The following is a 12052-nucleotide window of genomic DNA, read 5'->3' as shown; positions in this document are numbered from 1 at the left end:
AGATGATCGCATGCCGCCTCCTGCGGCGCCCCACCGTGACCGGCATGGCTGCCCCCGGTAGAATCGGCGGTTTCCCCCACCCGTCACTGGAACGCCCATGGCCGCTGTCCGCCTGAATCCGCTCGACCTGTACGACGTCCGCTCGCTGCTCTCCGACGAGGAGCGCATGGTGCAGGACACCGTCGGCCGTTTCGTCGACGAAAAGGTGCTGCCCATCATCGGCGACGCCTTCGACCAGGCGCGCTTCCCCAGCGAGCTGATTCCGGAGATCGCCAGCCTGGGCCTGCTTGGCGCGACCATCCCCGAAAAATACGGTTGCGCCGGCATGAGCGGCGTGAGCTACGGCCTGATCTGCCAGGAGCTGGAGCGCGGCGATTCGGGCCTGCGCAGCTTCGCCTCGGTGCAGAGCTCGCTGGTGATGTACCCGATCTACGCCTACGGCAGCGAAGAGCAGAGGATGGAATACCTGCCGAAGATGGCGGCGGGCGAGATCATCGGCTGCTTCGGCCTCACCGAGCCGCACGGCGGTTCCGATCCGGCCAACATGAAGACCCACGCGAAGAAGGACGGCGGCGACTGGGTCATCAACGGCGCCAAGATGTGGATCACCAACGGCAACCTCGCGCAGATCGCCGTGGTATGGGCGCAGACCGAGGACGGCATCCAGGGCTTCATCGTGCCGACCGACACGAAGGGCTTCACCGCCCAGCAGATCCACAAGAAGATGAGCCTGCGCGCCTCGGTCACCAGCGCGCTGTTCCTCGACAATGTGCGCGTGCCGGACGCCAATCGCCTGCCCAACGTGAAGGGCCTGAAAGGTCCGCTGGGTTGCCTCACGCAGGCGCGCTACGGCATCACCTGGGGCCCGATCGGCGCCGCGCAGGCCTGCCTGAAGGAAGTCATCGACTACACCGCCGAACGCATGCTGTTCGGTCGCCCGCTGGCCGCCAACCAGGCGATCCAGCTCAAGCTTGCCGACATGGCCCGCCGCATCACCACCGCGCAGCTGCTCTCGCTGCAGCTGGGTCGCCTGAAGGACGCGGGCACCATGCAGCCCACCCAGGTCTCGCTGGCCAAGTGGAACAACTGCCGCATGGCCATCGACATCGCGCGCCAGTGTCGCGACATCCTCGGCGGCGCGGGCATCACCACCGAGCACGGTGCGATCCGCCACGCGCTGAACCTGGAGTCGGTCATCACCTACGAGGGTACCGAGACGGTGCACGAGTTGGTGGTGGGGCGCGAGCTGACGGGCATCAACGCGTTCTGAGGATCGGCCTCGCGGCATCCCACACGTTCGTCATCCCGGCGAAGGCCGGGATCCGGTGGCTTCAGTCCAGTCATGAGGCGCTGGATTCCGGCCTTTGCTGGAATGACGCCAAAGCAGCCCGAACCCAGTTGGCGGGAATCGCATGAACTGGCAAGACATCCGCATCGAAACCGAACGACTGATCCTGCGCCCCACCCAGCCTGAGGATTTCGAAGGCTGGGCCGTGCTGATGGGCGACGAAGAGAATTCCCGCCACATCGGCGGTCCGCAGCCGCGCGCCGTGGCCTGGCGCGGTTTTCTTTCGATGGCCGGTGCGTGGGCGATGCAGGGGTATGGCATGTTCTCGGTGATCGAGAAGGCGAGCGGCCACTGGATCGGCCGGCTGGGGCCATGGTGTCCCGAGGGTTGGCCGGGCACCGAAGTGGGCTGGGGCCTGCTGCGCGAGGCCTGGGGCAAAGGCTATGCGACCGAAGGCGCGACCGTCGCGATCGACTGGGCCTTCGCGCACCTGGGCTGGAGCGAAGTGATCCACACCATCGTGCCGGGCAACACCGCTTCGCAGCATGTCGCCGGGCGGTTGGGTTCGAGCCTGCTCAGGCCGGGACGTTTGCCCGAGCCATTCCACGAGTTGCCGGTCGAGATATGGGGCCAGAGCCGCGAAGCCTGGTTGCGTCGCCGCGCATGAGCCACATCCCGCCCGCATTGTTCGTCGCGCTCACCGAACTGGTGCCCGACCTGCACGTGCATTGCGCCGAGCCGTGGTGCCTGATCGGCAGTGCGGCAGCGCGCCTGGTGGGCGCCGACGTAAGCGTGGCCGACATCGACGTGCTGGTCGCGCGCGCCGATGCCGACATGCTGGCGACGCTGTGGACCGATCGCCGCGACGCCACGCATGCACCGGCCGACGACGGTCGTTTCCGCTCGCAGTTCGCCCGCTTCGACTTTCCCGGCATGCCGGTGGAAGTCATGGGTGGCCTCGAACTGAACCAGGGCGAAGGCTGGCAGCCGGTGTCGCCCGGCCGGCTGATCCTGGTGGGACTCAATGGCCTTGCCGTGCCGGTACCTTCAGTCGCGGATCAGATTCGCCTGTTCGAAAGTTTTGGTCGCGAGAAAGACGTGCTGCGAGCGAAACTGTTGCGGGCTTTTGCCTCCTCTCCCCATCGGGGAGAGGATTGAGGTGAGGGGCGGGTGCTCGCGATGACGTTGCCACGAAGCATGCACGGCGCTGACCGTGTCGCAAGATTGACCCCTCACCCCAGCCCTCTCCCCGGAGGGGAAAGGGGTATTGCCATGTTTACCTGTCTGCCGCGCATGCGGCCATCCGTTGACGAGACGCCATGACCACCACGCCCACTCCCATCGCCGCCCGCCACAAGGGCTTCAACCGTGCCGAGATCGTCGACCAGAATTTCACCGAGTTCGTCAACGAATGGCGAGGCGAGGTACGTGCCGCGCCGCACGACGACGCACCGGTGTTGCCGGGCAGTGCGCTAGACGCGCGCGGTTTCCGCGAGCTGCTGGAGTCGCAGCTGATCTCGCGCCATCTCGACCTGATGGCGCGCGTGCTGCGCGTGCAGAACAAGGTGTTCTACACCATCGGTTCGAGCGGGCACGAAGGCAACGCGATGGTGGCGCGGCTGACGCGCCACACCGATCCGGCCTTCCTGCACTACCGCAGCGGCGGCTTTATGGCCGAGCGCTTCCGCAAGCTGCCCGGCATGGATCCGGTGATGGATTCGGCGCTGTCGTTTGCGGCCAGCAAGGACGATCCGGCCTCCGGCGGTCGCCACAAGGTGTGGGGCAGCAAGCCGTTGTGGGTGTTGCCGCAAACCTCCACCATCGCCTCGCACCTGCCGAAGGCGCTGGGTACCGCGGTCGCCATCGACCACGCGAAGCGCATTGGCCACACGCTGCCGATTCCGGACGATTCCATCGCCATCTGCTCGTTCGGCGACGCCTCCAGCAACCACGCCACCGCGCAGACCGCATTCAACGCCGCAGCGTGGACGGCCTACCAGAAGCTGCCCGCGCCGGTGCTGTTCGTCTGCGAGGACAACGGTATCGGTATCTCGGTGAAGACGCCGACCGGCTGGGTGGCGAACAACTTCCAGCGTCGTGCCGACCTCGATTATTTCTTCGCCGACGGCCTGGATCTCGCCGAAGGCTACGCGCAGGTGCAGCGCGCGGTGGAGCATTGCCGCAGCACGCGCCGGCCCACCTTCCTGCACGTCAGGACCACCCGCATCATGGGCCACGCGGGCACCGACTTCGAGATCGAGTGGCGCAGCATCGAGGAACTGGTGGCGCTGGAAGCCACCGATCCGTTGCTGCGTTCGGCGGCCATCGCGCTGGAGTCGGGCCTGTACACCAAGGACTCGCTGCTCGAACTCAACGAGACCATCCGCAAGCGCTGTTTCGCCGCGGCGGAGGAAGCCGACCGCTGCCCGAAGCTGGAGCGCCTGGACGACGTGATGAAGCCGCTCGCACCATACACGCCGGCTGCGGTGAAGGCCGAAGCCGTGCGCGCCGATTACAGCGAAGCGCGCCTCAAGGCCTTCGGCGGCGAGGCGAAGCTGCCGGAAAACCAGCCGCCGCGTCATCTGGCCATCCAGATCGGCCAGGCGCTGCACGACGTCATGGCGAAGTATCCCGAGTCGCTGCTGTTCGGCGAGGACGTGGCGCAGAAAGGCGGCGTGTACACGGTGACCAAGGGCCTGCACAAGGCGTTCAAGAACACGCGCGTGTTCAACACGCTGCTGGACGAGACGGTCATCCTCGGTCTCGCCCAGGGTTACGCCAACATGGGCATGCTGCCGATCCCGGAGATCCAGTACCTCGCCTATTTCCACAACGCGGGCGACCAGATCCGCGGCGAGGCGGCCAGCCTGCAGTTCTTCTCCAACGACCAGTACCGCAACCCGCTGGTGATGCGCGTGGCTTCGCTGGGCTACCAGCGCGGCTTTGGCGGCCACTTCCACAACGACAACTCGATCGCCGCGCTGCGCGACATCCCGGGCCTCGTGGTCGGTTGTGCTTCGCGTGGCGACGACGCGGCGACCATGCTGCGTACGCTCACCGCGCTGGCCAAGGTGGACGGCCGCGTCTGCGCCTTCCTCGAACCCATCGCGCTGTACATGACCAAGGACCTGTACGAAGCCGGCGACGGCCAGTGGCAGTTCGCCTATCCCGCGCCGGGCGAAGCGATGACGCTGGGCGAGGGTCGCGTCTACGGCGAGGGGGCGAACGACCTGGTGGTGTTCACCTTCGGCAACGGCGTGCCGATGGCGCTGCGTGCTGCGCGCACCATCGAGCAGGAACTGAAGTGGAAGGTGCGCGTGGTCGACCTGCGCTGGTTGGCACCGCTCAACGACACCTTCATCGCGGCGCAGGCGAAGGGCGCCAAGCGCATCATCGTGCTGGACGAGGGCCGCAAGAGCGCGGGCGTGGGCGAGGGCGTCATCACCGCCATCGTCGAATCTGGCTGCGGCGCCACGCCGCTGGAGCGCGTGGTGGGCGCCGACACCTTCACGCCGTTGGCCGGCGCGGCCTTCCTGGTGCTCCCGGGCGATGCGGACGTGGTGGCGGCAGCGCGCAAGCTGGCCTGACGCCCACTGTAGAGCGCCCCCCTGCGCGAATGCCTTATGCGCTGATCGAAGCCAGGGCATTCACGCGCAGGGTGCGCTCCTGCTCAACCGGCGAAGCCGCCTGCATCGAGAAACGCTTGTTCCTCGCTCGTGGTTTCGCGGCCGAGCGCCGCATTGCGATGCGGGAAGCGGCCGAACCGGGCGATCACGTCGCGATGAATGGCTGCATACCTGGCGTAATCGCCCAGTCCTTTGCACAACGTCATTGCGCACTCCTGGTCGGCCAGCACTTCGCTGTGCTCGAACGGCAGGTAGAAGAACACGCGCAGCGCGGCATCCCCCGTGCGGTCGTGGCCGCGCGCCACCGCCTGCCGCGCGAAGGCCAGCGCCAGCGGATCGGTGGCGAACATGTGCGCTGTGCCGCGGAAGGCATTGCGCGGAAACTGGTCGAGCAGGATCAGCAGCGCCAGCGCGCCATCGCCATGGTCCATCCAGCCATCCAGCTCGCGCCGTGCGGCAGCCATGTGTGTGGCCTGGAAACGCTCGATGAAGGCGCGGTCGAAGGCGTCGTCCCTGGCAAACCATTTGTCCGGGCCGGCCTCACGCCAGAAATGGACGACGTCCTGCGGTTGGATGGCGATGCTCATGCTGGGATTCCTGGTTGAGAGCCGTCCGACAGGCTCCGGAGTGATGCATGGCATCGTGGCACAGGCGTCACCCGTGCCGCTTGGCACCCTCGCGGGACTCGGCGGTGGTGATAAGTTTGGAAATCCCCTTTGCCGCAGGTATCTGCCATGTCCTTCGCCATGCCCGCAAAACCGCATGCCGCCGCACGCCTCGCCCTCGCCGTATCGCTGGCGCTTGCTGCCAGCGCGGCTTCCGCGCAGGTGTCGTCCAGCACGCAGGTGCCGGTGCCGCAGGACACGCCGTACCCCGGCACCATCGCCATCCATGTCGATGCCAGTGACACGCGGCAGGGCATCTTCCGCGTGCATGAGACGATACCGGTGCAGGCCGGCAAGCTCACCTTGCTGTACCCGGAGTGGATCCCCGGCAACCATTCGCCCAGCGGTCCCGTCGCGATGCTGGCGGGGCTGAAGCTCAGCGCCAATGGCAAGCCGGTAGCGTGGACGCGCGACAAGTACGACGTCTTTGCCTTCCATCTCGATGTGCCCGCCGGCGCCAGCAGCCTGGATGCGGACTTCCAGTACCTCTCGCCGCGCGACGACGGCAGCTACGAGATGACCGGCAGCATGCTGATGCTGGAGTGGGACAAGATGTCCCTGTATCCGGCCGGTTACTACACCCGTGACATCCATGTCGAACCCAGCGTGAGTCTGCCGCAGGGCTGGCAGTTCGGCAGCGCGCTGGAGACGGCTGCGCAGTCGGGCGACGACACCACGTTCAAGCCGATCACTTACAACACGCTGGTCGATTCGCCGATCTATGCGGGGCGCTATTTCAAGCGCGTGGACCTGAACCCGGGCGACAAGGCGTCGGTGCACCTGGACATCGTGGCCGATGCACCGAAGTACCTGGAGATGACCCCCGGGCAGGTCGCGCAGCACCGCGCCTTGGTAACGCAGGCGGTCAAGCTGTTCGGCTCGCACCATTACGACCACTACGACTTCCTGTTCTCGCTGTCCGACGTGATGTCCGGCAACGGCCTCGAACACCATCGGTCCAGCGAGAACGGCCTGGGTGCGGACTACTTCACTGCATGGTCCGACGACGCGCCGGGTCGGGATCTGCTGGCGCACGAGTACACGCATTCGTGGAACGGCAAGTTCCGCCGCCCGGCCGACCTATGGACGCCGAACTTCAACGTGCCGATGGGTGACTCGCTGCTGTGGGTGTACGAGGGGCAGACGCAGTACTGGGGTTTCGTGCTCACCGCACGTTCCGGGCTGTGGACGCCCGAACAGTTCCGCGATGCGCTGGCGATGGACGCCGCCAACTACGAGCGCAATCGTCCCGGTTTCCAGTGGCGCACGCTGGAGGACACCACCAACGACGCCACCGCCGCGCATCGTTCCGCGTTGCCGTACCGCAGCTGGCAGATGAGCGAGGATTACTACAGCGGCGGTCAGATGATGTGGCTGGCGGTGGACGCCAAGCTGCGCGAGCTCACGGGCGGGAAGAAATCGCTGGACGATTTCGCGCAGGCCTTCTTCGGCGTGGACAACGGCAGTTTCGTCACGAAGACCTATACCTTCGACGACGTGGCCGCGACCTTGGGCGGCGTGGCGAAGTACGACTGGGCGAGTTTCCTGCGCGCGCGCGTCGCCGTGGTGAATCCGCCACTGGTGGACGGCCTTGCCGCCGCCGGCTGGAAGCTGGTCTATACCGACAAGCCCAGCGAATTCGAAAAACAGTACGACAGCCGCCCGGAATCGCCGCGTCACATCTACAACTTCGCGTGGTCGATCGGCATGACGCTCACCGACGATGGCGCGATCAACGACGTGCGCTGGGGCGGCCCTGCGTTCAAGGCCGGCGTGAGCACCGGCGCCGCCGTGGTGGCGGTGAACGGTAAGGCCTATTCGCGCGAAGTGCTGAAGGAGGCGATTGCCGCCGCCAGGACCGGCCACGCGCCGATCGAGCTGCTGCTGAAATTCCAGGGTAGCCTGCAGACCGTGCCCGTGGACTATCACGGCGGCCTGCAATATCCGCATCTTGAGCGCATCGCCGGTGCGCCGGACTACCTCGACCAGATCATCGTCGCGCGGAAATAGAGCCTCGTGTTTGCGACTTCCGCTGCTTCGCCGGCACCACTGGGCCAGCTCCTGCGCGAGTGGCGCGCATTGCGCAAGCAGAGCCAGCTCGACCTGGCGCTGGCGGCGGAGATGTCCACGCGCCACCTCAGTTGCATCGAGACCGGCAAGGCCAAGCCCAGCCGCGAAGCGCTGGGCCGCATCGCGGCCACGCTGGACATGCCGCTGCGTGCGCGTAACGCGATGTTGCTTGCCGCCGGCTACGCACCGGAATATCCGGAGCGGGAATGGGCGGCGCCTGCCCTTGAACGCATGCGGCATGCGGTGGAGCTGATCCTTGCGCAGCAGGAACCGTATCCCGCCTTCGTGCTCGACCGGCAATGGAACGTGTTGATGGCCAATGGCGCCGCGATGCGCGTGAACCGGCTGCTGATGGACGGGCGCGAAAGCCGCCACGCCAATCTGCTGCACCAGGTGTTCGACCCCGAGGACTTCCGCCCGGTGATCGTCAACTGGCCCGCGGTGGCGGAGAAGTTCCTGCACCACCTGCATGCGCAGATCGCGGCTGCGCCCACCGACCCCGTGCCGCGCCGGCTGCTGGGCGAGATCGCGCGCTACCCGGACGTGCCTGCGCTGGGCGCGCTGCACGACGGCGAGTTGCCCGCGCCGGTACTCACGCTGGAATTCCGCAGTCGCGCGGGCGAGCTGCGTTTTTTCGAAACCATCACCACCTTCTCGATGCCGCATGACGTGACGTTGCAGGAACTGCGCATCGAAAGTGCGTTCCCGGCGGACGCGCATACCGCGGCGGTGTGCGCCCGGTTGGCGCGAGAGGAAATCGCCGTGACTTGACCTGCGAGGTCATGGACGCTGCCGGTCGGTGCGCGCACGCTGGCGCCACCTTCATCGCAGGATTCCCCAATGCGTCAGCGCAGTCTCTTCCGCTCTTTGTCCGCCTTCATCGCAGTGGTTGCGATCACCGGCGCGGCGCCATTTGCAGCGGTTGCGCAGCAGCCTGCGCCAGCTGCCCACGGCCTGAATTGGCTGGTGGGAAACTGGAACGTGCGCCAATCCTTCTGGAGCGACGCGGCAAAGGCGCCGGCCATCGATACCGGTTCGGCCGTTTTCACGTCCGTGCTTGAAGGTCGCCATCTGCGGCAGGATCTGGCCATCGCCTCGACCAAGCCCTTCCACGGTTTGGGCTATCTCGGCTACGACGATGCGGCCAGCCGTTACGACAGCCTGTGGATGGACGTGAACTTCGGCGGCGTGGTGATCGCGCACGGCGATTGCAGCGCCGACGGCCGCAACTGCACGTTCCGCGGAGCGATGTCAGGCGCGCACGGCGGCGCGCCGGTGCCCGTGCGCGAAGTGCTCGAAGCCAGCGATGCCGATCATTTCAGCTATGCCTACTACGAGCGCCACGACGGCAAGGAGATGCTCACGGTCAGGCTGGAATACAGCCGTACGAAGTGATCGCTCACGTCGCGTCGCCGGTTTCGGCCGCGCCGCCCGGGTTCCAGTGGAACACCTCGTCCAGCCGCTTGCCGAATACGTCGGCGATGCGGAACGCCACTTCCAGCGAAGGCGAGTAGCGGCCCTGCTCGATGGCGGCAATGGTCTGGCGCGTGAGGCCTACGCGTTTGCCCAACTCGGCTTGCGTCATGTCCCGCGCAAGGAAGCGCAACAGGCGCACCTCGTTGGTAAGCGATTCAGTGGGCAAGGCGCGGCCTCCGGCGGTAGCCCGTCACGATCAGCGCATAGCGCACCGTTTCGGCCAGCACGATGGCGAACAGCGCGGTGTTGGTGATCTTCCAGCCGGTATCGCTGAAGGGCATCACCACGCCGACCACGATCATGCCGGCCAGCATCACGAAATAGGCGGTGCGGGTGGCGCGCCCGTCGATGGCGCGGTCGCGTTCGTCCAGCAGCAACGGCTCGGCGCGCTCCTGCCACTTCATCACCAGCAGACCGGTTACATAGGCGATGGCATGCACGCTGGCGACGACGGCAAGGCAGGCGATGCGCTCAAGAAACGTCGTCAGCCAGTTCGGCCAGACGCCCTGGACCACGAAATAGACGAGGTAAGGCGGGCACTGGCTCCACAGGGCCAGCCAGGCGCGCTTTTCGAACGATGACATAAATCCCTCTTGGGTTCGCTTTTGTAGACTCAATGTTCAATATTTTTTACATGATGTCAAGTAGAAAAGCCCTGGCGCATGCTGGCCAGGGCGACCCAGGGCTTGATCGAGGAGTGGCCTAGTTGCCGGCGGGTTTGCCGCCGCGTCGCGCCGGCAGCAATGCGTACAGCACGTCACTGGCGTTGGCGTGCGAAGCCGCGGCGATGGCGGCCACCGAATCTTTGGTCGAGCCCGCCTTGTAGCCCTGCTGCTGCAGATGGCGCAGCAGTTCGTCCGGCGTCGCCTGCAGCACCGGGGCAAGGTCGGCCACGCTGGCTTGTGTCATCAGGGTCACGGTCTGGGTGGCGGGATTGGCAGGGCGGCCCTTGCCCGCGGTCAATGCGAATGGCACCGCTGCGACCAGCGACAACGCCAGCGGAACCAGCAGGGTCTTGCGCTTGGCATAGGCCAGCAGCGGCTTCCAGTTCTTCGTCAGATGCAAAGCGAACGGTGCCAGCAGCACCACGCTCAGCCATTCGTGCATGGCATGGAAGCTGCGCGGTGCCCAGTGGAAGAACAAGGCCACGCCCGAGACGGCGGAAACGGTGAACAGGCCTGCGGTGAGCGGCGTGCCGTAGCGGTGCATGAAGTCGTTGAAGCGCATTCCGATTTGCCCGGGGAAGTACCATTAAATAATGATATTTATTCTCATTTGAGGCAAGCGGTTGGCGCGATCTCCCGTGCGCTTGTCGAACCGTCGCCACGTTATTCGTCGCATCTGCGAACACCGTTCTGGTGCGGTGTCGAAACCCACATGGAGAAGACAAGATGCGATTCCTTTCGATGGTGCGAATCAACGAGCGTGCCGGTCAGCGACCCAGTGCGCAGCTGATGGAAGACATGGGCAAGCTGATGACCGAACTGAGCGCGGCCGGCTCGCTGCTGGACACTGCCGGCCTGCAACCCACGGCCGAAGGCAAGCGCGTGCGCCTGTCGCGCGGCCGGCAGACCGTGATGGATGGCCCCTTCACCGAGGCGAAGGAAGTGGTGGCCGGCTACGCCATGCTGCAGGTCGCCTCGATGGACGAGGCACTGGAAATCACCCGCCGTTTCCTCGCGGTGCACGGCGACGATTGGGACCTCGAATGCGAGGTGCGGCAGGTGATGGAGCATTGCCCCGAGGCGGCGTGATTCGAAGCCCAGGAGCCTGTTCGCGATCTCCCATGATCCGTGTTGCCTTGCCGTGGCCGCCAGGTGGCCGCGCGTGCGCAGCGCCTGTCTGGTTGGCAGGTCAAGCCATGTGCCGCCGCATGGTGGCCATGGCGAGGCAACTCACCGGGCCAGATCTGTTTGCCCGCATTCCTGTGTCATTGCTCGGCCGTGGGTGGGCGTTCGCTTCTTAAGCTCCGCAAAGCCGAGTCCATCCGTGGACTCTCCCCTGTGTTGCCTGCCTGCATTCTTCCTTAGATCTGCGCGCAAACAGCTTCGGCGTGGGCCATAGGAAGATCAAGAACGGGCTCTAGCGTTCGACAAAATGTTTCAGGCGCGCAAGCGCCTGATCCCATTGCGCAGCGATCGCATCCAGCGAGCGGCGCGCTTCGTCCAGTCGTGACGGTTCCAGTTCCCACAGTCGCTCGCGTCCCTGCCAGTTGTCGTGCACCAGCCCGGCCTCGGCCAGCACCAGCAAGTGCTTGGTGACGGCCTGGCGGGTGATCGCGGTGCCGGTGGTGAGCTGCGCGATGGACAGCGCACCGCCGGCGCACAGCGCGGCAAGCAGTTTCAGCCGGGTGGCATCGCCCAACGCAGCGAACACCGGTGCGCTGTCCTGCCAGGGATTTTTCTTTGCCATGGTGCTTAGCGCCCGTCCAGATAGCGCTGGATGTTCTGCATCTGCGCGTCCCAGCCGCCGCTGTTCATGCGATAGGCCTCGCTGCGGCGTGACAGCGGGATATGGTCGAAACCGGATTCGACCAGACGCAGCAGGGTGCCATCGGCGTGGTCCTCGAGCACGAATTCCACCAACGTGGTCGGTTCGTGCGCATAGTTGCCGTTGGGGTCGATGGCATAGGGATGCCATCGATACGAAAACAGGTGCTTTGGTTCGACGCGTTCTACCTGCAATTCGCACAGCAGGTGTTCGTAGCCGGGATAGGTGAGGTGACCGCTGGTGGTCTCGCCGGCGACGAAGCGCTGGCCTTTCAGCCTCATGCCGAACCAGTCACCAAAGCTTTCGGCATCGACCAGCGCATGCCAGACCTTGTCGCGCGTGGCCTGCAGCAGGATCTGTCGCTCGATGCGGTCGGTGATCGCGTTCATACAGATTCTCCGAAGTGGATAAATGCAACTTTGTCGTTGCATATTGCG

General features: G+C 65.6%; 14 protein-coding genes. 8 read left to right on the top strand and 6 right to left on the bottom strand.

Features of this window, described 5'->3' with window-relative positions; genetic code table 11:
* Positions 1-97 precede the first annotated feature (97 nt).
* The 4 genes from IHE49_RS16595 (at position 98) to IHE49_RS16580 (ending at position 4875) form a co-directional block, all read left to right on the top strand.
* Positions 98-1270: an acyl-CoA dehydrogenase family protein gene (locus tag IHE49_RS16595; RefSeq protein WP_192159979.1), complete on the top strand. Its 1173-nt coding sequence runs from the start codon at positions 98-100 to the stop codon at positions 1268-1270.
* Between the two features lie 142 nt (positions 1271-1412).
* Entirely contained in the window at positions 1413-1955 is a 543-nt protein-coding gene (locus tag IHE49_RS16590; RefSeq protein WP_192159977.1) for a GNAT family N-acetyltransferase, read from the top strand.
* Entirely contained in the window at positions 1952-2446 is a 495-nt protein-coding gene (locus tag IHE49_RS16585) for a hypothetical protein (RefSeq protein WP_192159975.1), read from the top strand. Before IHE49_RS16590 ends, IHE49_RS16585 begins: the two co-directional genes overlap by 4 nt.
* A 161-nt stretch (positions 2447-2607) precedes the next feature.
* Positions 2608-4875: a thiamine pyrophosphate-dependent enzyme gene (locus IHE49_RS16580; protein WP_192159974.1), complete on the top strand. Its 2268-nt coding sequence runs from the start codon at positions 2608-2610 to the stop codon at positions 4873-4875.
* An 83-nt stretch (positions 4876-4958) separates the two neighbouring features.
* Here the strand turns inward: IHE49_RS16580 and IHE49_RS16575 are convergent, their stop codons facing one another.
* Entirely contained in the window at positions 4959-5501 is a 543-nt protein-coding gene (locus tag IHE49_RS16575) for a DUF924 family protein (RefSeq protein WP_192159973.1), read from the bottom strand.
* 147 nt (positions 5502-5648) lie between these two features.
* Between IHE49_RS16575 and IHE49_RS16570 the strand changes: the two genes are divergently transcribed.
* The 3 genes from IHE49_RS16570 to IHE49_RS16560 all read left to right on the top strand — a co-directional run bounded on the left by IHE49_RS16570 (position 5649) and on the right by IHE49_RS16560 (position 9044).
* Positions 5649-7589: a M61 family metallopeptidase gene (locus IHE49_RS16570; RefSeq protein WP_192159972.1), complete on the top strand. Its 1941-nt coding sequence runs from the start codon at positions 5649-5651 to the stop codon at positions 7587-7589.
* A 6-nt stretch (positions 7590-7595) separates the two neighbouring features.
* Positions 7596-8420, top strand: a complete 825-nt coding sequence (locus IHE49_RS16565) for a helix-turn-helix transcriptional regulator (protein WP_343227595.1) — start codon at positions 7596-7598, stop codon at positions 8418-8420.
* Positions 8421-8489: 69 nt separating this feature from the next.
* Positions 8490-9044: a DUF1579 family protein gene (locus tag IHE49_RS16560; protein ID WP_192159970.1), complete on the top strand. Its 555-nt coding sequence runs from the start codon at positions 8490-8492 to the stop codon at positions 9042-9044.
* A gap of 4 nt (positions 9045-9048) precedes the next feature.
* Here IHE49_RS16560 and IHE49_RS16555 read toward each other — a convergent pair whose 3' ends face one another.
* From IHE49_RS16555 to IHE49_RS16545, 3 genes are all read right to left on the bottom strand, one after another.
* Positions 9049-9291: a helix-turn-helix transcriptional regulator gene (locus IHE49_RS16555; RefSeq protein WP_225578520.1), complete on the bottom strand. Its 243-nt coding sequence runs from the start codon at positions 9289-9291 to the stop codon at positions 9049-9051.
* Complete coding sequence (locus IHE49_RS16550; RefSeq protein ID WP_192159968.1) at positions 9281-9709, bottom strand: hypothetical protein; 429 nt, start codon at positions 9707-9709, stop codon at positions 9281-9283. The genes IHE49_RS16555 and IHE49_RS16550 overlap by 11 nt, the downstream gene beginning before the upstream one ends.
* A gap of 118 nt (positions 9710-9827) precedes the next feature.
* On the bottom strand, positions 9828-10352 hold the full coding sequence (locus tag IHE49_RS16545; protein WP_192159966.1) for a DUF4405 domain-containing protein: 525 nt from the start codon (positions 10350-10352) through the stop codon (positions 9828-9830).
* Between the two features lie 164 nt (positions 10353-10516).
* Here IHE49_RS16545 and IHE49_RS16540 point away from each other — a divergent pair, with 164 nt between their 5' ends.
* Positions 10517-10879 carry a YciI family protein gene (locus tag IHE49_RS16540; protein ID WP_192159964.1) on the top strand — a complete coding sequence of 121 codons (363 nt, stop codon included), beginning with the start codon at positions 10517-10519 and terminating at the stop codon, positions 10877-10879.
* A gap of 328 nt (positions 10880-11207) precedes the next feature.
* Here the strand turns inward: IHE49_RS16540 and IHE49_RS16535 are convergent, their stop codons facing one another.
* Both IHE49_RS16535 and IHE49_RS16530 read right to left on the bottom strand, forming a co-directional pair.
* Positions 11208-11537, bottom strand: a complete 330-nt coding sequence (locus IHE49_RS16535) for a metalloregulator ArsR/SmtB family transcription factor (RefSeq protein ID WP_192159962.1) — start codon at positions 11535-11537, stop codon at positions 11208-11210.
* A gap of 5 nt (positions 11538-11542) precedes the next feature.
* The gene (locus tag IHE49_RS16530; protein WP_192159960.1) at positions 11543-12004 is read right to left on the bottom strand and encodes an SRPBCC family protein; all 462 of its coding nucleotides are present in this window, start codon (positions 12002-12004) and stop codon (positions 11543-11545) included.
* Positions 12005-12052: the final 48 nt, after the last annotated feature.

The sequence above is a fragment of the Rhodanobacter sp. 7MK24 genome, from assembly GCF_014842995.1.
Lineage (GTDB): Bacteria > Pseudomonadota > Gammaproteobacteria > Xanthomonadales > Rhodanobacteraceae > Rhodanobacter_A.
Note: the sequence above shows the minus strand (reverse complement) of the source record. Positions and strands in the feature narration are given on the sequence as shown.